The 22,995-nt window shown below is 58.6% G+C and carries 18 protein-coding genes; 6 read left to right on the top strand and 12 right to left on the bottom strand.

Going from position 1 to position 22,995, the window contains the following annotated elements:
• Position 1: 1 nt before the first annotated feature.
• The 8 genes from cysA to UR504_RS13435 form a co-directional block, all read right to left on the bottom strand.
• Positions 2-1,096: a sulfate/thiosulfate ABC transporter ATP-binding protein CysA gene (gene cysA, locus UR504_RS13470; RefSeq protein WP_008501607.1), complete on the bottom strand. Its 1,095-nt coding sequence runs from the start codon at positions 1,094-1,096 to the stop codon at positions 2-4.
• Positions 1,086-1,961 (bottom strand): sulfate/thiosulfate ABC transporter permease CysW, encoded by an 876-nt coding sequence (gene cysW, locus UR504_RS13465; RefSeq protein WP_045325891.1) that lies wholly within the window; start codon positions 1,959-1,961, stop codon positions 1,086-1,088. Before cysW ends, cysA begins: the two co-directional genes overlap by 11 nt.
• A complete protein-coding gene (cysT, locus tag UR504_RS13460; RefSeq protein ID WP_004123378.1) occupies positions 1,961-2,794 on the bottom strand; it encodes a sulfate/thiosulfate ABC transporter permease CysT in 834 nt (277 codons plus the stop codon). Before cysT ends, cysW begins: the two co-directional genes overlap by 1 nt.
• A complete protein-coding gene (locus tag UR504_RS13455; protein WP_133294882.1) occupies positions 2,794-3,807 on the bottom strand; it encodes a sulfate ABC transporter substrate-binding protein in 1,014 nt (337 codons plus the stop codon). Before UR504_RS13455 ends, cysT begins: the two co-directional genes overlap by 1 nt.
• 171 nt (positions 3,808-3,978) lie before the next feature.
• Entirely contained in the window at positions 3,979-4,878 is a 900-nt protein-coding gene (locus tag UR504_RS13450) for a Dyp-type peroxidase (RefSeq protein WP_111965199.1), read from the bottom strand.
• A gap of 92 nt (positions 4,879-4,970) precedes the next feature.
• Entirely contained in the window at positions 4,971-5,546 is a 576-nt protein-coding gene (locus UR504_RS13445; RefSeq protein WP_111965198.1) for an RpoE-regulated lipoprotein, read from the bottom strand.
• Between the two features lie 63 nt (positions 5,547-5,609).
• The gene (locus UR504_RS13440; RefSeq protein ID WP_302236055.1) at positions 5,610-6,059 is read right to left on the bottom strand and encodes a DUF2919 domain-containing protein; all 450 of its coding nucleotides are present in this window, start codon (positions 6,057-6,059) and stop codon (positions 5,610-5,612) included.
• Positions 6,046-6,471, bottom strand: coding sequence for a GNAT family acetyltransferase (locus UR504_RS13435; protein WP_008501614.1), 426 nt, complete (start codon positions 6,469-6,471; stop codon positions 6,046-6,048). The genes UR504_RS13440 and UR504_RS13435 overlap by 14 nt, the downstream gene beginning before the upstream one ends.
• 212 nt (positions 6,472-6,683) lie before the next feature.
• On the opposite strand from UR504_RS13435, the gene amiA reads away from it, so the two are divergent.
• Both amiA and hemF read left to right on the top strand, forming a co-directional pair.
• Positions 6,684-7,559: an N-acetylmuramoyl-L-alanine amidase AmiA gene (gene amiA, locus UR504_RS13430; protein ID WP_023308739.1), complete on the top strand. Its 876-nt coding sequence runs from the start codon at positions 6,684-6,686 to the stop codon at positions 7,557-7,559.
• Positions 7,559-8,458, top strand: a complete 900-nt coding sequence (hemF, locus tag UR504_RS13425; protein WP_320739784.1) for an oxygen-dependent coproporphyrinogen oxidase — start codon at positions 7,559-7,561, stop codon at positions 8,456-8,458. The genes amiA and hemF overlap by 1 nt, the downstream gene beginning before the upstream one ends.
• 47 nt (positions 8,459-8,505) lie before the next feature.
• Here hemF and maeB read toward each other — a convergent pair whose 3' ends face one another.
• Complete coding sequence (gene maeB, locus UR504_RS13420; RefSeq protein WP_115875960.1) at positions 8,506-10,785, bottom strand: NADP-dependent oxaloacetate-decarboxylating malate dehydrogenase; 2,280 nt, start codon at positions 10,783-10,785, stop codon at positions 8,506-8,508.
• 289 nt (positions 10,786-11,074) lie between these two features.
• On the opposite strand from maeB, the gene tal reads away from it, so the two are divergent.
• Together tal and tkt are read left to right on the top strand one after the other, a co-directional pair.
• On the top strand, positions 11,075-12,025 hold the full coding sequence (gene tal / locus UR504_RS13415; protein ID WP_115875961.1) for a transaldolase: 951 nt from the start codon (positions 11,075-11,077) through the stop codon (positions 12,023-12,025).
• Positions 12,026-12,044: 19 nt separating this feature from the next.
• Complete coding sequence (gene tkt, locus UR504_RS13410; RefSeq protein ID WP_111965193.1) at positions 12,045-14,033, top strand: transketolase; 1,989 nt, start codon at positions 12,045-12,047, stop codon at positions 14,031-14,033.
• Between the two features lie 42 nt (positions 14,034-14,075).
• Here tkt and UR504_RS13405 read toward each other — a convergent pair whose 3' ends face one another.
• The 3 genes from UR504_RS13405 to aegA all read right to left on the bottom strand — a co-directional run bounded on the left by UR504_RS13405 (position 14,076) and on the right by aegA (position 17,857).
• Complete coding sequence (locus UR504_RS13405) at positions 14,076-15,119, bottom strand: DUF1176 domain-containing protein (RefSeq protein WP_302236066.1); 1,044 nt, start codon at positions 15,117-15,119, stop codon at positions 14,076-14,078.
• Positions 15,120-15,220: 101 nt separating this feature from the next.
• Positions 15,221-15,814, bottom strand: coding sequence for a GDP-mannose pyrophosphatase NudK (gene nudK / locus UR504_RS13400; RefSeq protein ID WP_302236068.1), 594 nt, complete (start codon positions 15,812-15,814; stop codon positions 15,221-15,223).
• A gap of 66 nt (positions 15,815-15,880) precedes the next feature.
• Positions 15,881-17,857: a formate-dependent uric acid utilization protein AegA gene (gene aegA / locus UR504_RS13395; RefSeq protein ID WP_302236071.1), complete on the bottom strand. Its 1,977-nt coding sequence runs from the start codon at positions 17,855-17,857 to the stop codon at positions 15,881-15,883.
• Positions 17,858-18,009: 152 nt separating this feature from the next.
• Between aegA and narQ the strand changes: the two genes are divergently transcribed.
• Together narQ and acrD are read left to right on the top strand one after the other, a co-directional pair.
• Positions 18,010-19,704, top strand: coding sequence for a nitrate/nitrite two-component system sensor histidine kinase NarQ (narQ, locus tag UR504_RS13390; RefSeq protein WP_271368377.1), 1,695 nt, complete (start codon positions 18,010-18,012; stop codon positions 19,702-19,704).
• Positions 19,705-19,846: 142 nt separating this feature from the next.
• Positions 19,847-22,960 (top strand): multidrug efflux RND transporter permease AcrD, encoded by a 3,114-nt coding sequence (acrD, locus tag UR504_RS13385; RefSeq protein ID WP_127731904.1) that lies wholly within the window; start codon positions 19,847-19,849, stop codon positions 22,958-22,960.
• Positions 22,961-22,995 lie beyond the last annotated feature (35 nt).

Here is a 22,995-nt window from a genome sequence, read left to right as displayed (position 1 = left end):
ATCAGGCTGACTCCGCCAGAGCAATATCCTCGCGCGTCTCGATGCGCTCCTTCCCGTGATAAATCCGGGCATGCTGCAGCCCGACAAACAGGCGCTCCCCCCGGTGCGGCGGCACGTCGTCGCGCATGACCACGGTCAGCGGCTCGGTATACCAGCCCAGAGGCTGTACCACCAGTTGGGTGTAGTGACCTTTAGGGCTCGCTTCCAGCACCTGGACCGGCAGCGGTGAATCCAGGCTGGTTCGGCGGCTCACGTCCACTTCCCACGGACGCAGGAACAGATCGACCGGGCCCTGGTGCGCGGAGGTATAGCCCAGCGGCCAGCGGTGCGCGCCCACGTGGAACTGACCGCCGCGAATAGTGCCCTGCAGACGGTTCACCTCGCCCATAAACTCCAGCACGAAGCGGGTCGCCGGTTCACGCCAGAGCTGCTCCGGTTCGTCAACCTGCTCAATGTTGCCCTGGCTCATGACCACCACGCGATCCGCGACTTCCATCGCCTCTTCCTGATCGTGGGTCACGAAGACGCTGGTGAATTTCAGCTCTTCATGGAGCTGACGCAGCCAGCGGCGCAGCTCTTTACGCACCTGCGCATCCAGCGCGCCGAAGGGCTCATCCAGCAGCAGAATTTGCGGTTCAACGGCCAGCGCGCGAGCCAGCGCCACGCGCTGTTTCTGCCCGCCGGACAGCTGGGCCGGGAAACGATCCGCCAGGTGAGCCAGCTGCACCATCTCCAGCAGTTTGGTCACCTTCGCCTTAATGGTTGCCGCATCCGGGCGCTCGCGACGCGGCAGCACGGTAAGCCCAAACGCGATGTTGTCAAACACGGTCATGTGGCGGAACAGCGCGTAATGCTGGAACACAAAACCCACTTTACGATCGCGGGCGTGCAGGCGGCTCACGTCGGTGCCGTGGAAGCGGATGTGCCCGCTGGTCTGGTGCTCAAGCCCGGCGATAATACGCAGCAGCGTGGTTTTGCCCGAGCCGGACGGCCCCAGCAGCGCCACCATTTGTCCGGAAGGGATATCCAGCGAGATATCATTCAGCACCTGGGTGCGACCAAAAGACTTCTTAATATTGGCAATCTCAATGCTCATGATTTCCCTCCTGATGCTGACGTTTTTCCTGATTTTCTAAACGCCACTGCACCACGCTCTTCAAAAACAGGGTCAAAATGGCCATCAGCGTCAATAACGCTGCGGCAGTAAACGAGCCGATGGTGTTGTAGTCCTGCTGCAGCAGTTCAATCTGCAGCGGCAGCGACAGGGTTTCACCCCGGATAGAGCCGGAAACAACGGAAACGGCACCGAACTCGCCAATCGCGCGGGCGTTGGTCAGCACCACGCCGTAAAGCAACGCCCAGCGGATGTTCGGCAGCGTCACGCGGCGGAACATTTGCCAGCCCGAAGCCCCCAGCAGCACCGCCGCTTCGTCTTCGTTGCTCCCCTGGCTTAACATCACCGGCACCAGCTCGCGCACCACAAACGGGCAGGTTACGAAGATGGTGACCAGCACCATGCCCGGCCAGGCGAACATGATCTGCAGGTTATGCGCATCCAGCCAGCCGCCCAGCGGGCCGTTGGAGCCGTAAAAGAGCAGGTACACCAGGCCCGCCACCACCGGCGACACGGCAAACGGAATATCCAGCAGGGTCAGCAGCAGCTGACGTCCGGGGAAGTTAAAGCGCGTCACCAGCCACGCCAGCAGGGTCCCGAACACCAGGTTCACCGGGACGGTGATCAGGGCAATCAGCACGGTGAGCCAGATGGCATGGAGCATATCCGGGTTCGCCAGGTTTTCCAGCGCGGGCATCAGACCCTTGCTGAACGCCTGAACGAAAATATAAATCGTCGGCACGACGAGAATGAGGGCGGAAACCAGCACGCCCGCCCCAATCAGAAACCATTTACCCCAGTTGATGCGGGGCGCATCGTATCGCTTCAATTGCGTAACTTCCGCCATCAGTGACCTACCACACGTCGACCAAAGCGACTTTGCAGAGTGTTAATCGAGTACAGCAGCAGCAGCGAGGCGGCGAGGATCACCGAAGCAATCGCGCTCGCCGCCGGATAATCAAACTCCTGCAGGCGGATGAAAATCATCAGCGAGGTCACTTCCGTTTTCCAGGCGATGTTCCCGGCGATAAAAATCACCGCGCCGAACTCACCGAGGCTGCGGGTAAACGACAGCGCGACACCTGCCATCAGCGCTGGAGAGAGCTCCGGCAGCACCACCTTGCGGAAGCTCTGCCAGCGCGTGGCGCCCAGCGTTTCCGCCGCTTCTTCGTATTCCGGACCCAACTCTTCCAGCACCGGCTGCACGGTACGTACCACAAACGGGATGCTGGTGAAGGCCATCGCCACCGCGATACCGAGCCAGGTGTAGGTTACTTTGATATCAAATTTCGCCAGCCACTCGCCGTACAGCCCGTTTACAGAGAAGAGCGACGCGAGGGTCAAACCCGCCACCGCCGTCGGCAGCGCAAACGGCAGATCCATCAGGGCGTCAAGCAGCGTGCGGCCCGGGAAGCGATAGCGGGTCAGGATCCACGCCATCAGCAGGCCAAACACGCCGTTAAAAATGGAGGCGACAAACGCCGACAGCAGCGTCACCTTATAGGCCGCCACCACCTGCGGGTTGGTGACCACGTCCCAGTACTGCGCCCAGCTCATCTGAGCAAGCTGCATCACCAGCGCGCTGAGCGGCAACAGCAGGATCAGGCAGACGAACAGCAGGCTGGTCCCGAGGCTTAAGGTAAAGCCCGGCAGGACGCGTTTTGTCGAAACTGCAAACATTACTTATGCCCCGCCGCCAGCAGTTTGTCTAACTCACCGCCGCTGGCAAAATGCGTTTTCATCACATCAGGCCAGGAGCCAAAATGGTCTTCCACGCGGAACAGCGCGGTCTGCGGGAACTTATCTTTCAGCTTGTTCATCACGTCCGGGTTGTTTACGCGGTAGTAGTAATCGGTAATGATGGTCTGCGCCTGAGGGCTGTACAGGTAGTTGAGATAGGCTTTTGCCGCTTTCTCGGTACCGTTCGCCTGCACGTTTTTATCCACCCATGCGACCGGGAACTCGGCCAGAATGTTGGTTTTCGGGATAACCACCTCAAAGCCCTGCGCTTCATACTGCTTACGGATGTTGTTCACTTCCGACTCAAAGCTTATTAGCACATCGCCCAGACCGCGTTCTGCGAAGGTCGTGGTCGCCCCGCGGCCGCCGGTATCAAATACTTCGACGTTTTTCAGGAACTGGGTCATGAACTGCTCGGTTTTGGCTTTATCGTTACCGTCAGCCTTGTCCGCCGCGCCCCACGCGGCTAAATAGGTATAACGCGCGTTACCGGAGGTTTTTGGGTTCGGGAAAATCAGCTTCACGTCGGAACGCACCAGGTCGCTCCAGTCGTGGATATTCTTAGGGTTGCCCTTACGCACCAGGAAGCCCATGGTGGAGTAGAACGGCGAGCTGTTGTTCGGCAGTCGGCTCTGCCAGTCCGCCGGGATGAGCTTGCCTTTGTCGTGCAGGATCTGCACGTCAGTCACCTGGTTGTAGGTCACGACGTCCGCTTTCAGTCCCTGAAGAATGGCCAGCGCCTGCTTGGACGAGCCGGCGTGGGACTGCTTGATGGTGAGCTTATCGCTGTTATTGTCTTTCGCCCACTGCTGTTCGAACGGGGGATTAAGGGCGGCAAACAGCTCGCGGGAGACGTCATACGAACTGTTCAACAGTTCAGTCGCCTGCGCCTGTGCCACCAGCAGTAAACCTGCCAGCGCCAGAGTTCCTTTTTTCAGTACAGTAACGGCCATTGCGCACCCTTATAAATGTGATGACTATCTTATAGTCATAATATTTATAACGGGGATGAAAGGAGTAACGGTTTTATATACCGTTTGGTGATTTAGAAGCAGAAAAGGGAATAAGGGTGAGGCCTGATGCCCTCACCCCGGCCCTCTCCAGCAGGGAGAGGGAGAATGCCATTACAGCGCCAGAAGACGCTCAACGGACGGCGCAAAGTAGTAGCCGCCGGTCACCGGTTTGGTGAAGCGCAGCATGGCGTCGCGCTTGCCGTCGGTATCGCCGAACATGCTCAGCAGCTGCTGCTCGATGTTATACAGGCGCGCGCAATAGGCGCAGAAATAAAGGCCGTGCGTTCCGCTTGCCGTACCGTACGGCAGGCTCTGGCGGACAATCTTCAGCCCTTTGCCGTCTTCTTTGAGGTCAACGCGGGTCAGGTGCGAGGTAACGGGACGGTCGTCGCCGTCGATCTCTTCGTTAGCCTCTTTCGTACGGCCAATCATCATCTCCTGGTCGTGCACGCTCATGCGGTTAAGCTGCTTGAGGTTGTGCTCCCAGCGCTGCACGAACACGTAGCTGCCGCCCGCGTCCACGCCGTCTTTAATCACCGCCACCTCACGACGCGTCTCTTCCCCTGCCGGGTTTTCGGTTCCGTCGACAAAGCCGCTCAGATCGCGCTCTTCGACCCAGCGGAAGCCGTGAACCTCTTCCTGCACATCAATGCTGTCGCCAAAAGCCGCTACCGCCGCCTGGGCAACGGAAAAGTTCACATCGTGACGCAGGGAGAGAATGTGGATCAGCACGTCGTATTGGGTTGCCGGAGCCAGACCTTTGCCGTATGGGATGAAGTCTTTCAGCTCTTCCGCCCCTTCCCCGCCGCTCAGCTGACGCCAGACGTTATTGCCAAAGGCGACAACGGCGCCGAGGTGTGCTTCCGGGAATTTGGCCTGGAAGGTCGCCAGTTTATCAATAAACGCTTTGCTGGCCGCACGCAGGGCATCCACGTCCCCTTTAACATTGGCTTCAATCCAAATCGCCGCGCGGCAATGTTCTGGCAAAATGCCACTCTGAACCTGAGACATCGCTCCTCCTGAAATAAAGATGCCACGTCAGCGTGGCATTGATGGCGGGTATTATACCCGGATTTCAGCGAGGCGGTTTGCTCAGGCGCAAATTACTGCTTCCAGAGTATTTTGCTCACTTTCCAGCTCTTAAGCGTGTCGTCAGACGGCATCAGTCCTTCCGGGCCGCTCCAGGTGCCGGTGAAGACATAGCTGATGTGCTGGCTGCCTTCAGCCTTACATTCCACCGCAACCTTGTCGTCAGACGGCACGCTGGCGCAGTTGCCAAAGGCCTGCTTATAAAGATCGCTAAACGGGGTCCCCACCTTCACACCGCTCGCCGTCGGAATATCTTCATCCATCACCGCAATTCGGTTGACCGTGCCTTTATCACCGTTAATCACCAGCGCCAGCTTGTCGCCCTTCAGCGCCTCGTAGTAGCGAACAATATTGCCATTCTCCGTTTTCATGCCGCTGCGCAGGCGGTAATCACTGCTGAGCGCATCCTGGATAGCATTCTGATCCAGCGCCGTCGCGGCGGTAATTTTCCCCACGCCCTGCTCGGTTACTTCCGTTGATGAGCCAAACCAGTTCCACGGATACGCAGCGGACCAGTTAATGGAGGAGAGCGTCGAACAGCCGGTCAATGCCAGCGGGAGAGCGCATAAGAGTAAACGCAGCGATTTCATTGAAACGTCCTTACTTGTTAAATCAACGCTTGTTGGAGTGCGACATCGGCAAAAAGTGCCGGATTAATCATCCTGAGGCGCAAAACAGGCGCGAAGACGCGGGTTGGTCATCAGCCACAGCAGCGCCACAATATCAGCAACCACCAGCGCAACGCCGGTGCCCGTCAGCGGTTCACCGTACCACCAGAGAACCGGCTGCCATAAGAGCAACGCAACCTGGGCGAGGATCAGCAGCCATCGAAGCGTGCGCCAAAAACGAGGGATCAGGTGCCGTCGTCCGCTACACAAAAAAGCCACCACCGCCGGTACGCCCGGCAGTAAGCCGAGCCAGAAAGCATCGTGATCGGGATAAAAAAGATTCAGCAGCGTATCGCCCTGCCCGCGCGACGCGGCGGCCATCACAAACAGAACCCAGGTTCTGGCCTGGAGCAGCAGAACGCACCAGAATAAAAAGGGCAGCCTGACGCGCCCCTGAGCGTCATAGTCTGCCGGATGGATCTCAGTACTCTTCATCTTCGATCAGACGCTTTCCTAAATTCAGCACGTCAGCGTGTACGTAGCCCAGGCGTTCATACATGCCCAGCACCACGTCGTTATCTTCCCGCACCATAATCTGGATTTTCGGGCAGCCGCGAGCGATCAGCTTCTTCTCGAGCCGGTTAAGCAGCGCATTGGCAATGCCACGACCACGGTATTCCGGGTGAACGCCCAGATAATAGGCCGAGCCGCGGTGGCCGTCGTAACCGCCCATTACAGTCCCCACAACCTCACCGTTGACTTCCGCGACCAGGAACAGACTGACGTCGTGATTCACCTTACGTTCGATATCCATTTCCGGATCGTTCCACGGACGCAGCAGATCGCAGCGCTCCCAAAGGGTAATCACCTCTTCGAAATCTTCCTGGCGAAAAACGCGTATCTCCATGGTATTAACCGCCTTTTCGGGTTTAAAAACAGTGATTATGGCGCGAAGCTCGCCTTTAGCCAATAACCGGGGAAAATCTCGCCAAAATTTGGCATAATGTCACTTTGTCACGTATTGAAATGAAAAGTAAAACAATTCTCAACATGGACTGTCGTAACGGGAAACACGATACGATATAACACCAGGACCCCATTTTTTAGTATTCAGGCCGCATGAGCACATTCAAACCATTAAAAGCACTCACATCGCGTCGTCAGGTTCTCAAAGCGGGGCTGGCGGCCTTAACGTTAACGGGTATCGCAAAGCAGGCTCAGGCGAAAGACGAGAGCACGCTTAAAACCAGTAACGGACACAGCAAACCGAAAACGAAAAAGCCGGGCGCGAAGCGTCTGGTGATGCTCGACCCTGGGCACGGCGGCATTGATACCGGCGCCATCGGCAAAAACGGGTCGAAAGAAAAACACGTCGTGCTGGCGATTGCAAAAAATGTGCGGGCGATTTTACGCAGTAACGGCATTGACGCCCGTCTGACGCGCTCTGGCGATACTTTTATTCCGCTGTATGACCGCGTAGAGATCGCCCACCAGCACGGTGCGGATCTGTTTATGTCGATTCACGCGGACGGCTTTACCAACCCTTCTGCGGCAGGTGCCTCGGTGTTTGCGCTTTCCAACCGCGGCGCCAGTAGCGCCATGGCGAAATACCTCTCCGATCGCGAAAACCGGGCGGATGAAGTCGCCGGGAAAAAAGCCACCGACAAAGACCACCTGCTACAGCAGGTGCTGTTCGACCTCGTGCAGACGGATACGATCAAAAACAGCCTGACGCTTGGCTCGCACATCCTGAAGAAGATTAAGCCGGTGCATCGCCTGCACAGCAAAGGCACCGAGCAGGCGGCGTTCGTGGTCCTGAAATCACCGTCCATCCCTTCTGTGCTGGTGGAAACCTCCTTCATCACCAACCCGGAAGAGGAGCGACTCCTTGGCACCACGGCATTTCGTCAGAAGATCGCCAACGCCATCGCCTCCGGCATTATCAGTTATTTCAACTGGTTCGATAACCAAAAAGCGCACTCCAGGAAACGTTGATGAAACCCGATGCACAACTGGTCAAAACTTTCCTGCTGAAGCTGCAGGATGAGATTTGCCATAAACTGGCCGCCGCAGACGGCGGAGAATTTCAGGAAGATACCTGGCAGCGCGAGGCCGGCGGCGGTGGGCGCAGCCGCGTGCTGCGTAACGGCGGCATCTTCGAACAGGCTGGCGTGAATTTTTCCCACGTTCACGGCGACGCCATGCCCGCATCTGCGACGGCACATCGTCCCGAACTCGCGGGCCGCAGCTTCGAAGCGATGGGCGTCTCGCTGGTGGTGCACCCGCACAACCCGTTCGTGCCAACCAGCCACGCCAACGTGCGCTTTTTCATAGCGGAAAAGCCGGGGGCCGATCCGGTCTGGTGGTTTGGCGGCGGTTTCGACATGACGCCCTACTACGGCTTCGAAGAGGATGCCGTGTACTGGCACACCACCGCGCGGGATCTTTGCCTGCCGTTTGGCGAAGACATTTACCCGAAATATAAAAAGTGGTGCGACGACTACTTTTACCTGAAGCATCGCGACGAGCAGCGCGGCATCGGCGGACTGTTCTTTGACGATCTCAACACGCCTGATTTTGATACCGCGTTCAGCTTTATGCGCGCGCTGGGTGAAGGCTATACCGACGCGTACCTGCCCATCGTCGAACGCCGTAAAAACACCGACTACGGCGTGCGCGAGCGCGAGTTCCAGCTCTACCGCCGCGGGCGCTACGTGGAGTTCAACCTGGTGTGGGATCGCGGGACGCTGTTCGGCCTGCAGACCGGCGGGCGCACGGAGTCAATTCTGATGTCGATGCCGCCGCTGGTGCGCTGGGAGTACTGCTACGAGCCAAAAGAAGGCAGCCCGGAGGCTGCCTTAAAAGAATTTATTCAGGTTCGCGACTGGGTGTAACCCTTATCCCCTCTCCCTTTGGGAGAGGGTAAGGGTGAGGGTAAAAATTACAGCGGCTGCGTCTGCGCCTCAACCACCGCCAGCGCCACCATGTTCACGATACGACGCACGGAGGCAATCGGCGTTAACACGTGCACCGGCTTCGCCACGCCCATCAGCACCGGTCCTACGGTCACTCCTTCAGAGCTGGAGACGCGCAGCAGGTTATAGCTGATACGCGCCGCTTCCACGTTCGGCATAATCAGGATATTAGCCGATCCCTTCAGCGGGCTGTCCGGCATACGTTCATTACGGATGCTCTCCACGAGCGCGGCATCGCCGTGCATTTCTCCGTCAATCATCAGCTCCGGCGCGCGCTCGCGCACCAGCGCCAGCGTCTCACGCATTTTGCAAGCCGCCGCAGATTTGGACGAACCGAAGTTAGAGTGCGACAGCAGCGCCACCTTTGGCTCGATACCGAAGCGGCGCACGGTCTCGGCGGCCATCACGGTGATCTCCGCCAGCTCGTCCGGGCTCGGATCGTCGTTAACGTAGGTGTCAGCGATAAAGGTGTTGCCGCTCGGCAGCAGCAGGGCGTTCATCGCACCGGCGGTATGCACGCCGTCGCGATAGCCGAAGATCTCCTGCACCACGCTAAAGTGCTCGTGGTAATCGCCGATGGTGCCGCAGATCAGCGCATCCGCCTCGCCGCGATGGACCATGATCGCGCCGATCACCGTCGTGTTGCTGATGACGGCTTTCTGCGCCTGCTCCTGGGTGATCCCCCGACGCTTCATGATCGCGTAGTATTCGCTCCAGTACTCTTTGAAGCGCGGATCGGATTCGTTGTTGACGATCTCGAAGTCGACGCCCGGCTTAATCTGCAGGCCCAGCTTCTGGATACGCATTTCAATCACGCTCGGACGACCAATCAGGATCGGCTTCGCCAGACCTAAGGTGATCAGCTCCTGGGTGGCGTGCAGCACGCGCGCCTCTTCCCCTTCCGCCAGCACCACGCGCTTCGCGTCGGCGCGCGCCTGAGAGAAGATCGGCTTCATGAACAGGTTGGTTTTATAGACAAACTCGGTGAGTTTATCGACGTACGCGTCGAAGTCGTGAATCGGACGCGTCGCCACGCCGGAATCCATTGCCGCTTTGGCAACGGCTGGCGCAATTTTAACAATCAGACGCGGGTCGAACGGTTTTGGAATGATGTAGTCCGGGCCAAAGCTCAGATCCTGATCGCCATAGGCTGAGGCAACCACTTCGCTCTGCTCGGCGTGGGCCAGCTCCGCGATGGCGTGAACGGCTGCAAGCTTCATCTCTTCGTTGATCGCCGTCGCGCCGACATCCAGCGCGCCGCGGAAGATGAACGGGAAGCAGAGCACGTTGTTGACCTGGTTCGGGTAGTCCGAACGGCCGGTACAGATGATGGCGTCTTCACGCACCGCTTTCGCCAGCGGCGGCAGAATTTCCGGTTCCGGGTTGGCCAGGGCCAGGATCATTGGCGCACGCGCCATCTTCTTCACCATCTCCTGGGTCAGCACTTTCGGACCCGAGCAGCCAAGGAAGATATCCGCGCCGTCAATGACGTCCTCAAGCGTGCGCTTGCCGTCGTCTTCTACCGCATACGCCGCTTTGGTTTCCGCCATGTTCGGCTCGCGGTCTTTATAAATAACGCCCTTGGAGTCGCAGACCACAATGTTGTGTTTCTGCATACCCAGCGCCACCAACAGGTTCATACAGGCGATGGCCGCGGCGCCGGCGCCGGAGACCACCATGCGCACGTCGGAGAGGTTTTTCTCTACCACGCGCAGGCCGTTGAGAATCGCAGCGGTGCTGATAATGGCCGTACCGTGCTGGTCATCATGGAACACGGGAATGTTCATACGCTCGCGCAGCTTCTGCTCGATATAGAAACATTCCGGCGCTTTGATGTCTTCCAGGTTGATCCCGCCGAAGGTCGGCTCCAGCGCGGCCACTACGTTGATGAACTTGTCAGGATCGAGTTCATCCACCTCGATATCGAACACGTCGATACCGGCGAATTTCTTGAACAGCACCCCCTTGCCTTCCATCACCGGCTTACCGGCCAGCGCGCCGATGTTGCCCAGCCCCAGCACCGCCGTGCCGTTAGAGATCACGGCGACAAGGTTGCCGCGCGCGGTGTATTTGTAGGCCGCCAGCGGGTCTTTTTCGATTTCCAGACACGGGGCAGCTACGCCCGGGGAATAGGCCAGCGCCAGATCGCGCTGGGTTGCCAGCGGCTTGGTTGGGGAGACCTGGATTTTGCCCGGGACAGGGAACTCGTGAAAATCGAGGGCACTCTGTTTCAACTGCTCATCCATCTTATTTTTCCTTTCACGTATCGGTCAAAAGGGTGACGTAAGCGATCCTGATGCACACCCTGGTGTGCCGCCTAGTATCGCCTCAGGCCGCCTCCTAAACTTTGAAGGCAGCCAAACTCTCACCATCACACATTAAAAATTGTTATCAATTTATAACAGCCATGTTACCCGTCTCAAAAGCAATGCCTCCCCCGTCTGCTATGCTTTTTTGTTAAGTCCATCATGATTTTTCCAGAAGTGTGAACTAACGCACTCATCTAACTCTTTTATTTCCAAGGAGTAATCATTTATGAACCAGCTAGACGGCATCAAACAATTCACCACGGTGGTGGCAGACAGCGGCGATATCGAGTCGATTCGCCACTATCAGCCGGAGGATGCGACCACCAACCCTTCGCTACTGCTCAAGGCAGCCGGGCTTACCCATTTTAGTCATCTGATTGATGACGCCATTGCCTACGGTAAAAAGCGCGGCAAGACGCAGGAGCAGCAGGTGGCCGAAGCCAGCGACAAGCTGGCGGTTAATTTTGGTGCGGAAATTCTTAAAAGCATCCCGGGCCGCGTCTCGACCGAAGTCGACGCACGCCTCTCTTTCGATAAAGAAAAGAGCATTAACAAGGCGCGTCGCCTCGTGGAACTGTACGAGGAACAGGGGATCGATAAATCACGCATTCTGATCAAGCTCGCCTCCACCTGGGAAGGCATCCGCGCGGCAGAGGTACTGGAAAAAGAGGGCATCCACTGCAACCTGACGCTGCTGTTCTCCTTTGCCCAGGCGCGCGCCTGTGCCGAAGCGGGCGTGTTCCTGGTGTCACCGTTTGTCGGGCGCATCTACGACTGGTACCAGGCGAAACAGCCGATGGATCCGTACGTGGTGGATGAGGATCCGGGCGTGAAATCGGTCCGTAATATCTACGACTACTACAAGCAGCACCGCTACGAAACCATCGTGATGGGTGCCAGCTTCCGCCGTACCGAGCAGATCCTCGCCCTGGCAGGCTGCGACCGCCTGACAATTTCACCCAACCTGCTCCAGGAGCTACAGGACAAAGAAGAAACGGTGATCCGCAAGCTGGTGCCGACCTCCACCGTTCTGCCAAAACCGAAAGCCATGACCGAAGCGGAGTTCCGCTGGGAGCACAACCAGGACGCCATGGCCGTGGAAAAACTGGCGGACGGTATCCGCCAGTTCGCCGTCGACCAGCGCAAACTAGAAGATCTTCTCGCCGCCAAACTTTAACCTTGCCACGGAGTGAACTATGTCCCGTAAAGAGCTAGCCAATGCCATCCGCGCCCTCAGCATGGATGCCGTGCAGAAAGCCAATTCCGGCCACCCCGGCGCGCCGATGGGCATGGCTGATATAGCCGAAGTACTGTGGAACGACTTTCTGAAGCACAACCCCAATGACCCCACCTGGTACGATCGCGACCGCTTTATTCTCTCCAACGGTCACGCCTCAATGCTGCTCTACAGCCTGCTGCACCTTTCCGGCTACGATCTGCCGCTTGAGGAGCTAAAAAACTTCCGCCAGCTGCACTCCAAAACGCCGGGACACCCTGAGATCGGCTATACGCCGGGCGTGGAAACCACCACCGGGCCGCTCGGCCAGGGGCTGGCAAATGCGGTCGGGCTGGCGATTGCCGAACGCACGCTGGCGGCGCAGTTCAACCAGCCGGACCACGAGATTGTCGATCACTACACCTACGTGTTTATGGGTGACGGCTGTCTGATGGAGGGGATCTCCCATGAGGTCTGCTCCCTGGCGGGCACGCTGGGGCTCGGCAAGCTGATCGGGTTCTACGATCACAACGGCATCTCCATCGACGGGGAAACCGAAGGCTGGTTTACCGACGACACGGCAAAACGCTTCGAAGCCTACCACTGGCACGTGGTGCATGAAATCGACGGTCACGACCCTGAGGCGGTGAAAAAAGCGATTCAGGAAGCGCAAAGCGTGAAGGACAAACCGTCCCTGATTATCTGCCGCACCACGATCGGCTTCGGCTCGCCGAACAAGGCGGGTAAAGAAGAGGCGCACGGCGCGGCGCTGGGCGAGGAGGAAGTGGCGCTGACCCGGCAGAAGCTGGGCTGGAAACATCCGCCGTTTGAGATCCCGAAAGAGATCTACCGGGCATGGGATGCACGCGAAGAGGGTGAGAAAGCGCAGCACGCATGGAACGATAAATTTGCCGCCTACAAAAAAGCGCATCCTGAACTGGCGGCCGAGTTTTCCCGCCGCATGAGCGGCGGTCTGCCGGAAGACTGGGACGATAAAACCCAGGCGCTGATTGAAAACCTGCAGTCCAACCCGGCGAAAATCGCCACCCGTAAGGCGTCGCAAAATACCCTGAACGCAATCGGCCCTCTCCTGCCTGAGCTGCTGGGCGGCTCGGCGGATCTGGCGCCGAGTAACCTGACCATCTGGTCGGGCTCGAAATCGCTGAAGGAGGACATTGCCGGGAACTATATCCACTACGGCGTGCGCGAGTTCGGGATGACCGCGATTGCCAACGGCATCGCCCACCACGGCGGCTTCGTGCCCTACACCGCCACCTTCCTGATGTTCGTCGAGTACGCCCGTAACGCGGCGCGCATGGCAGCGCTGATGAAGGCGCGGCAGATTATGGTCTATACCCACGACTCCATCGGTCTGGGAGAAGACGGCCCCACCCACCAGGCGGTTGAACAGCTGGCGAGCCTGCGCCTGACGCCGAACTTCAGCACGTGGCGTCCCTGCGATCAGGTCGAAGCTGCGGTGGGCTGGAAGCTGGCGGTAGAACGCCACAACGGCCCAACGGCATTAATTCTGTCGCGCCAGAACCTGGCGCAGATTGAGCGTACCCCGGAGCAGGTGAAAAACATCGCTCGCGGCGGCTATATCCTGAAAGACAGCGGCGGCAAGCCGGACGTGATCCTGATTGCCACCGGCTCCGAGGTGGAAATCACGGTGAAAGCGGCGGAGAAACTGACCGCCGAAGGCCACGCGGTGCGCGTGGTGTCCCTGCCTTCTACGGATATTTTCGATGCCCAGGACGAGGCGTACCGCGAATCGGTACTGCCCTCAAACGTCGCAGCGCGCGTGGCGGTGGAAGCCGGTATTGCCGACTACTGGTACAAATATGTGGGTCTGAAAGGGGCGATTGTCGGAATGAGGGGCTACGGTGAGTCCGCCCCTGCCGACAAGCTGTTCCCGTACTTCGGCTTTACCGTTGAGAACGTGGTTGAGAAGGCGTTAAGCGTGCTGTAGCGCGGTCTGCGTGCCCGGTGGCGCTACGCTTACCGGGCAAAACTAGCGCGTGATCCACAGCGTGGGCCAGGCATCTGGCCCGTTCCAGTTATCACAGCTGGGCTCCTCGGCGTAGCGCACCAGGCGGAATCGCTGTCCGTCAAAACGCCAGCGCGTCTGGACTCCGCAATCGCCCAAACCGCGCCCCAGCGCCAGCGTTGTCAGCTCGCGCGTCTTTTCATCGAAGCTGGCATTCATCAACTCCATTTCGCTCCCGTCGCCTGACGGCGTAAACGGCAGACGCAGCCTGACGCTGCGTGCGGTGAACGGTTTTTTACGTGATACCAGCCACGCCAGATCGACCGTGTTATAGGCCCCCGCCTCGCAGCTGACGATCAGCAGCGCTTTCTCATCGGTTAACGCGGTGACGCGCACTTCCCGGCGGTTAGGATCCAGCGAGCACTGGCTGCTGTTCATCCTGCCGGTGCCATAGTCCAGCAGGTCGTTCAGTTCGGCGTGGGAGAGTGGCGTCGGGGTCGGATTGACGACCGCCACCTTTTTTAAGGCGGGTGCAGGCGGAACGCTTAACGGCGGATCGTCACCTTTCTTGATCCACGCGGTTTCGCTGCCGACGCGCTTTTGCTGCGCATCAATGAACAGTAGCGCGGCCTTAAGCCCGGTCAGTGAAATGACCTGCTTACCGCCGCGCAGAGTCAGGGCCTTCCCTTCCTGGATATTTTTCAGAAAGGCGGTGATGGTGGCCGCATCGTCCGTTTTCAGATGCCATGGCGTGAGCTGCCAGCGCTGTTTGTCCAGCTTCAGAGGAACGCTATCCAGCAGCAGCCGGGGGGCAATCTCTGGCTCTTTGATCGAGGGTGTATCAAGACTGCCAAGATCGATACGCAGCGTGGCATCCGTTTTCGCCCCGGCGCTACGGGTGAGCGTCATGACCAGACCACGGTGTTCACCCGTGTTGCGTGCAAGGCAAAAATTCTGGTTATTGCAGGTTACCTGCCAGTCAGAGAAGGCTTGCTGCGCCGGTGCAGCCCGCACCTGCGGCGCGAGGAGCACACAAAACAGGTAAAACAAAAAGACGCTGTAGCGCATGAATGACACAATCCCGGAACGAAAACGCTTAACTGGGCAGTATCTTCGTGTTCCCGCCGGGGTTGCTCAATCGGATTTATCAGATATACCCGAAAAACAGGCTATATCCGTTCGAAAGTGGTGTTCATCAGCCCGGTTGTCTGTAAATACTGCAGTAATATCACCGCTTTACCATCCCTGATTTCGCCTGAACGCATCATCTCCAGCGCCCGGGTAAAAGGAAGCTCCAGCACTTCAATATCTTCATCCTCTACGCCACCGCCCCGGTGCGTGCGCTGGGCGTCGCTGTATTCGGCAATGAAGAAATGCACAATTTCCGTTACGCCGCCCGGCGACATAAACAGCTCGAAGACCTTTTTGACCTCGCCCACTTCGAAGCCGGTTTCTTCCACGGCCTCTTTGCGGATACAAACTTCCGGCTCATCGTCATCAAGCAGGCCCGCGCAGGTTTCAATCAAACGTCCATCAGGGTTGCCATTAACCCATGTCGCCACCCTGAACTGACGGATTAGCACTACGCTCTGCTTGTCACGGTTATAGAGCAGAATGGTCGCTCCGTTGCCGCGGTCGTAGACCTCGCGTTTGTGGCGGATAACCTCACCGTTGCTACGTGTAAGATCATAGGTGATGTTACGCAGGACAAAGTAGTTTTCAGAAAGAATTTTGTCTTTGATAACGTCAATTTTCAGGGTCATACGGGCTCCACAGCACAATGAGTCGTCCTATACTACGCCGTGAATCCCGCTTTGTCGCCCGCCGGTTTAATGATGTTTTGGCGCGTTAACCCCAAGCCAGTCGAGGATCCCTTGCGCGGCATGGCGTCCTTCCGCCATTGCGGTCACCACCAGATCCGCGCCGCGTACCGCATCGCCCCCGGCGAAGATCTGCGGGTTGGTCGTCTGGTAACGGTAACGGCTCTCGACCGAGGCCACGATCCGCCCCCTGTCATCCGTTTCGACACCCTGCGCTTGCAGCCACGGCATCGCGTGCGGGTTAAAACCAAACGCCATGATGACCGCATCCGCGGCCATCACAAACTCGCTGCCCGCCACCGGAACCGGTCGCCGCCGTCCCTGCGCATCCGACTCTCCGAGCTCGGTACGCAGCATCCGGATACCGTTGACCTTTCCGTTCGGATCCAGCGTCAGCTCAACCGGCTGGACGTTAAATTCAAACGCCGCCCCCTCTTCTCTGGCGTTCTTCACCTCTTTCTTCGAGCCCGGCATGTTGGCCTCATCCCGACGATAGGCGCAGGTCACCTTCGCCGCACCGTGGCGTAACGCGGTTCGGACGCAGTCCATCGCGGTATCGCCCCCACCAAGCACCACCACGTTTAAGCCATGGGTGTCGATGTATGGTTCGCTGGCCGTTGCCTCCAGCCCCATAACATGGCGCGTGTTGCCCACCAGGAAAGGCAGCGCGTCGTAGACCCCTGGCGCGTCTTCATGTGGGATACCCGCCTTCATCGAGCGATAGGTTCCCACGCCAATAAACAGGGCGTCGTAATCGTGCTTTAACTGCGACATCGACACGTCCTGGCCCACCTCGCAGTTAAGCTCAAAGCGGATCCCCATCGCGGTAAATATCTCTCTGCGCCGCGCGAGCAGCGATTTGTCCAGCTTGAACGCCGGGATGCCAAAGGTCAGCAATCCGCCAATTTCCGGGTGCCGGTCATAGACCGTCACGCTCACGCCGCGGCGCGCCAGCACGTCGGCGCACGCCAGCCCGGCAGGCCCCGCGCCGACGATCGCGACGCGTTTACCTGACGGCGTGACGGCGGACATATCCGGCCGCCAGCCCATCGCCAGCGCCCGATCGGAGATATAGCGCTCGATGTTGCCGATGGTCACGGATCCTGCCTCTTCACGTATTGTGCAGGCACCCTCGCATAATCGATCCTGCGGGCAGACGCGGCCGGTAATTTCAGGTAAACAGTTAGTCTGATGAGAAAGCTCGGCCGCGCCGGCGATATCTCCCGCGTTGAGGCGCTCGATCCACTGCGGAATGTGGTTGTGCAGCGGGCAGGTCCACTCGCAAATGCTGTGCTCTCCGCATTTCAGGCAGCGCGACGCCTCGCGAACGGCCTGTTCGGCCCGGAACGGCAGGTAAATTTCGTTAAAATGGCCCACGCGTTCTGCGGCAGCCAGCTTGTCGGGCTCGCCGCGTGGCACCGTCGCCTGCATCTGCTGCAGTTTGGTACGCGGCGCGTCCACGCCGACGACCTCCGCATGCCAGGGCTGCGCCTCCAGGCAGGCCGTGCGCTGTCGGCGTGATTTCGTCAGATTGTCCAGCACGGCAGACGTCGCCAGGGAGAGGACATCCGCCGGGCAATTTTCGATACAGGCCGGGCCGTGTGGACGCGTCAGGCAGAGATCGCATTTATTCGCCGAAGCCTTCACGCTGCCGTTGTCGAGCGGGGTGACGATAATCTCCATCGTGCCAAACGGGCAGGCCACCACGCAGGCCTTACAGCCGATGCATTTTTGTTGATTCACCTGTACGCTGTCATCGCATTTGCTGATGGCGCCGTTCGGGCAGCTTTGCGCGCAGGGCGCGTTTTCGCAATGATGACAGGTCACGGGGCGGCTCTTCTCGCCAGCTCTCAGGACCGTGATACGCGGATGAAAATGGCGCTCGCTCAGGACATGCTGCTCATCGTTGTGCGCCATCACGCAGGCCACTTCGCAGGCGTGACACCCAATGCACTGCTGGCTGTTAGCCATAATAAAACGATTCATAACCACACCTGTTTTTGGTTCAATAACCTTTCTCTTTATAAGAGTATGGTATTTACGCATCACGGTGCGATCGGGCAACTTTCAAATGCCTGAAGCGCCCAATTATTTCCAGTGAACCTGTGGCAGATCAATTTTATTCAGAGAGCCGTTCTGTGACCGTTAAACGACCCGTTTCCGGAAGCCTTGCCTGGGCTTTCTTTTCGATCATAGCCCTGTCCGTGCTGACCAGCACCGTCGCGCTGCTGACGCTGGCAAGCAGCCAGCGTGATGCCGAAGCCATCAATATCGCCGGTTCGCTGCGCATGCAGAGCTATCGCATGGGTTACGAGATGCAGCGCAACAGCCCTTCTCTTGCGGCACATCGCGAGAGCTGGCAACAGACGCTCGGCGCGCCTGCCCTGCAAAAGCTGAACCGCTGGTACGTCCCCGACAATGTTAAAGCACGCTATCAGCAGCTGCATGTGGCCTGGCAGGAGATGGATGCGCGCATCGCCCGCGGCGACAGCGCGTGGTATCAACGCAATATTGAAGATTTTGTCGGCCGCATTGATGCCTTTGTGCTCGCCCTGCAGCACTACACTGAACATAAAATTCAGACGGTCACCCTGCTCTCGCTGGCTGGCGCACTCGGGATCCTGCTGCTGACGCTGTTTACCCTGCGACGCATCCGCCGCCAGGTGGTGCTACCGCTGAATAACCTGGTAGCGGCCAGCGAACGCATTGAGCGCGGCGAGTTTGCCACGCCTGCGCCGGATAGCGCCCTGCCGAACGAGCTGGGCCAGCTTTCGCGCGCCTTTAACCACATGTCAGCCGAGCTGGATACGCTCTACCGTTCTCTCGAAGCCTCGGTCGCGGAAAAGACGCGACATTTGCATGAAGCCCACCAGCAGCTCGACATGTTGTTTAAGTGCTCTCAGGCGCTGAATACCGGCCAGATAGACAGCCACTGCTTCCGGCATATCCTGCAGATTGTCCATGACTATACGCAGATGAATTATCTGGAACTGCGCACCAGCGACGACTGGCGGCTGTGTGAAGGGACGGAGGCTGAGGGTATCCCTCTGCAAAACCTGCCGGTACTGATGCAGGACACGCTCTACGGCGAGCTGCGCTGGCAAAGCGAGGCGGACAGCGTCCCCCTTCCGCTGATGAGAAGCGTGGCGACTATGCTCGGGCGCGGACTGTACTTTAACCAGGCGCAAAAGCATTACCAGCAGCTGCTGCTGATGGAAGAGCGCGCCACCATTGCCCGCGAGCTGCACGATTCGCTGGCGCAGGTGCTGTCGTATCTACGCATTCAGCTTGCGCTGCTCAAACGCGCCGTGCCCGAGGAAAATACCCCGGCGCAGACCATCATCACCGACTTCTCCCGCGAGCTGAACAATGCCTGGCAGCAGCTGCGCGAGTTGCTGACCACCTTCCGCCTGACGCTGAACCACGCGAACTTACCCGCGGCGCTGCAGGAGTCCCTCGACGTGCTGCAGAGCCAGACGCAGGCGAAACTGCATCTCGACTGCCGCCTCTCCTCGCTGGCGCTCGACGCGCAAAAGCAGGTGCACCTGTTACAGATCGTGCGTGAGGCGGTGTTGAATGCCATTAAGCACGCGCAGGCCAGCGAGATCACCGTAAGCTGCGTGACCTCAGTGGACGGGACGCACAGCGTCAGCATTCGTGACAACGGTATTGGGATTGGCGAGGCCAGCGAGCCGCCGGGACATTACGGCCTGAATATTATGCGCGAACGCGCGCAACGGCTCGGCGGGATGCTGCACTTCTCGCAGCCGCAAAACGGCGGCACACTGGTCAGCGTGACGTTTCCGGCGCCCACGCCGTTAACGGGTAAATAACGGTAAAGAGGGAAGCGCAGGGAAAAGCGCATGATAATTTACATTATCTCCTTTATTTCTCCACGTTTGACCTGGGCCTTACCGCTAAAGTTATGCGGGCAATAAACAATAATGACGTGCAGCAAAACGAGGTCACACTTTCATGGCGAATTTTTTCATCGATCGCCCCATTTTTGCCTGGGTGCTTGCCATCCTGTTGTGTCTGACAGGCGTCCTGGCGATTACTTCACTTCCCGTTGAGCAATACCCCGACCTGGCACCGCCGAACGTGCGCGTCACCGCAAACTACCCCGGCGCGTCGGCACAGACGCTGGAAAATACCGTCACGCAGGTTATCGAGCAGAACATGACGGGTCTGGATAACCTGATGTACATGTCCTCGCAAAGTAGCGCCACGGGACAGGCGACGGTGACCCTGAGCTTCAAGGCGGGCACCGACCCGGACGAAGCGGTGCAGCAGGTCCAAAACCAGCTGCAGTCGGCCATGCGCAAGCTGCCCCAGGCGGTGCAGAACCAGGGCGTAACCGTGCGTAAAACCGGTGATACCAACATATTGACCATCGCGTTTGTCTCGACAGATGGCTCAATGGATAAACAGGACATCGCGGACTACGTCGCCAGTAATATTCAGGATCCCATCAGCCGTATTAACGGCGTCGGGGATATTGACGCCTACGGCTCACAATACTCCATGCGCATCTGGCTCGATCCCAACAAGCTCAACAGCTATCAGATGACGGCGACCGACGTGACGAATGCCATCAAAGCCCAGAACGCCCAGATTGCGGTGGGACAGCTGGGGGGAACACCTTCCGTTGATAAGCAAGCCCTGAACGCCACCATCAATTCGCAATCCCTGCTGCAGACGCCGGACCAGTTCCGCAACATCACCCTGCGCGTGAATCAGGACGGGTCGGAAGTGCGTCTGGGCGATGTCGCCACGGTGGAAATGGGGGCCGAAAAATACGACTACCTTAGCCGCTTTAACGGCAATCAGGCTTCCGGTTTGGGGATTAAACTGGCCTCCGGCGCGAACGAAATGGCGACGGCAAAACTGGTGTTAGACCGTCTGGACGAGCTTTCACAGTATTTCCCGCACGGGCTGGAGTACAAAGTCGCCTATGAAACCACCTCCTTCGTTAAAGCCTCCATTGAGGACGTGGTGAAGACCCTGCTGGAAGCCATCGCGCTGGTGTTCCTGGTCATGTACCTGTTCCTGCAAAATTTCCGCGCGACGCTGATCCCCACCATTGCAGTCCCCGTGGTGCTGCTTGGGACCTTTGCGGTGCTTTACGCGTTCGGGTATAGCATTAATACCCTGACGATGTTTGCCATGGTGCTGGCAATCGGCCTGCTGGTGGATGATGCCATCGTAGTGGTTGAAAACGTCGAGCGCATCATGAGCGAAGAAGGGCTCTCTCCGCGCCAGGCGACGCGTAAATCCATGGGTCAAATTCAGGGGGCGCTAGTCGGTATCGCGATGGTACTGTCGGCTGTCTTTATCCCGATGGCCTTCTTTGGCGGCACCACCGGGGCGATTTATCGCCAGTTCTCGATCACCATCGTCTCGGCGATGGTGCTCTCCGTGCTGGTCGCGCTGATCCTCACCCCCGCGCTGTGCGCCACCCTGCTGAAACCGCTGCATAAAGGGGAGCATCACGGGCAGAAAGGGTTCTTCGGCTGGTTTAACCGCATGTTCGACCGCAACGCCGCGCGATATGAATCTGCCGTTGGGCGTGTACTCCACCGCAGCCTGCGCTGGATGATGGTTTACGTCGTGCTGCTGGGCGGGATGGTGTGGCTGTTCCTGCACCTGCCCACCTCGTTCCTGCCGATGGAAGACCGGGGGATGTTCACCACCTCGGTGCAGCTGCCGAGCGGCGCAACGCAGCAGCAGACGCTGAAAGTGGTCCAGAAAGTGGAGCAGTATTTCTTTACTAAAGAGAAAGATAACGTCGTATCCGTCTTCTCTACCGTCGGTTCCGGGCCGGGCGGGAACGGGCAGAACGTCGCCCGCATGTTCGTCCGCCTGAAGGACTGGGACGAGCGCGATACCAGAACGGGAACATCATTTGCCATCATTGAACGCGCGACCAAAGCCTTCGCGCACATCAAAGAGGCGCGCGTCTTTGCCAGCAGCCCGCCGGCAATCAGCGGCCTTGGCAGTTCCGCCGGGTTTGACATGGAGCTGCAGGATCACGCCGGTGCGGGACACACGGCGCTGATGGCGGCACGCGATAAGCTGTTAGCGCTGGCGGGCAACGATCCCGGCCTGACCCGCGTTCGCCATAACGGTCTGGATGACAGCCCGCAGCTTCAGGTAGATATCGATCAGCGTAAGGCGCAGGCGCTGGGCGTGTCGATCAACGATATCAACGATACCCTGCAAACGGCGTGGGGCTCGAGCTATGTGAATGACTTTATGGATCGTGGTCGCGTGAAAAAAGTCTATGTCCAGTCCGCCGCGCCGTTCCGCATGCTGCCGGATGATATTAACCGCTGGTTTGTGAGGAATAACGCTGGCGGCATGGTGCCGTTTTCTGCCTTTGCGACTTCGCACTGGGAGAGCGGTTCGCCACGCCTGGAGCGCTATAACGGCTACTCTGCGGTTGAAATCGTCGGGGAAGCCGCGCCGGGCGTCAGCACCGGTACCGCCATGGACACTATGGAAAAACTTGTGCAACAGCTGCCCGCCGGCTTTGGTCTGGAGTGGACGGCCATGTCTTACCAGGAGCGCCTCTCCGGGGCGCAGGCTCCCGCACTTTACGCACTTTCTCTGCTGGTGGTCTTCCTCTGCCTTGCCGCCCTGTATGAAAGCTGGTCGGTCCCGTTCTCCGTCATGCTGGTCGTGCCCCTTGGCGTCATTGGTGCCCTGCTCGCGACCTGGATGCGCGGTCTGGAGAACGATGTTTACTTCCAGGTGGGTCTGCTCACCGTGATTGGGCTGTCGGCGAAAAACGCCATTCTGATCGTTGAGTTTGCCAACGAGATGAATGCCAAAGGCCACGAGCTGATGGCGGCCACGCTGCACGCCTGCCGTCAGCGCCTGCGCCCGATCCTGATGACGTCACTGGCGTTTGTCTTTGGCGTACTGCCGATGGCAACCAGTACGGGAGCAGGCTCCAGCAGCCAGCATGCCGTCGGGACGGGGGTCATGGGCGGCATGATTTCGGCCACCATCCTGGCCATTTATTTCGTTCCGCTGTTCTTTGTGCTGGTGCGTCGTCGCTTCCCGCTAAAGGAACGTGCTGAGTAAGTGATTGAAATAAAAAAAGGCGGCTTTATCGGCCG

It is taken from the genome of Enterobacter sp. 241F3 (assembly GCF_034106785.1).
GTDB classification, from domain to species: domain Bacteria; phylum Pseudomonadota; class Gammaproteobacteria; order Enterobacterales; family Enterobacteriaceae; genus Enterobacter; species Enterobacter vonholyi.
This window is presented reverse-complemented; position numbering and strand designations above follow the sequence as displayed.

Excerpts from the sequence above, each read along its gene's own strand:
- cysA (WP_008501607.1), bottom strand. The coding sequence starts at position 1,096 with ATGAGCATTGAGATTGCCAATATTAAGAAGTCTTTTGGTCGCACCCAG.
- cysW (WP_045325891.1), bottom strand. The coding sequence starts at position 1,961 with ATGGCGGAAGTTACGCAATTGAAGCGATACGATGCGCCCCGCATCAAC.
- cysT (WP_004123378.1), bottom strand. The coding sequence starts at position 2,794 with ATGTTTGCAGTTTCGACAAAACGCGTCCTGCCGGGCTTTACCTTAAGC.
- UR504_RS13455 (WP_133294882.1), bottom strand. The coding sequence starts at position 3,807 with ATGGCCGTTACTGTACTGAAAAAAGGAACTCTGGCGCTGGCAGGTTTA.
- UR504_RS13450 (WP_111965199.1), bottom strand. The coding sequence starts at position 4,878 with ATGTCTCAGGTTCAGAGTGGCATTTTGCCAGAACATTGCCGCGCGGCG.
- UR504_RS13445 (WP_111965198.1), bottom strand. The coding sequence starts at position 5,546 with ATGAAATCGCTGCGTTTACTCTTATGCGCTCTCCCGCTGGCATTGACC.
- UR504_RS13440 (WP_302236055.1), bottom strand. The coding sequence starts at position 6,059 with ATGAAGAGTACTGAGATCCATCCGGCAGACTATGACGCTCAGGGGCGC.
- UR504_RS13435 (WP_008501614.1), bottom strand. The coding sequence starts at position 6,471 with ATGGAGATACGCGTTTTTCGCCAGGAAGATTTCGAAGAGGTGATTACC.
- amiA (WP_023308739.1), top strand. The coding sequence starts at position 6,684 with ATGAGCACATTCAAACCATTAAAAGCACTCACATCGCGTCGTCAGGTT.
- hemF (WP_320739784.1), top strand. The coding sequence starts at position 7,559 with ATGAAACCCGATGCACAACTGGTCAAAACTTTCCTGCTGAAGCTGCAG.
- maeB (WP_115875960.1), bottom strand. The coding sequence starts at position 10,785 with ATGGATGAGCAGTTGAAACAGAGTGCCCTCGATTTTCACGAGTTCCCT.
- tal (WP_115875961.1), top strand. The coding sequence starts at position 11,075 with ATGAACCAGCTAGACGGCATCAAACAATTCACCACGGTGGTGGCAGAC.
- tkt (WP_111965193.1), top strand. The coding sequence starts at position 12,045 with ATGTCCCGTAAAGAGCTAGCCAATGCCATCCGCGCCCTCAGCATGGAT.
- UR504_RS13405 (WP_302236066.1), bottom strand. The coding sequence starts at position 15,119 with ATGCGCTACAGCGTCTTTTTGTTTTACCTGTTTTGTGTGCTCCTCGCG.
- nudK (WP_302236068.1), bottom strand. The coding sequence starts at position 15,814 with ATGACCCTGAAAATTGACGTTATCAAAGACAAAATTCTTTCTGAAAAC.
- aegA (WP_302236071.1), bottom strand. The coding sequence starts at position 17,857 with ATGAATCGTTTTATTATGGCTAACAGCCAGCAGTGCATTGGGTGTCAC.
- acrD (WP_127731904.1), top strand. The coding sequence starts at position 19,847 with ATGGCGAATTTTTTCATCGATCGCCCCATTTTTGCCTGGGTGCTTGCC.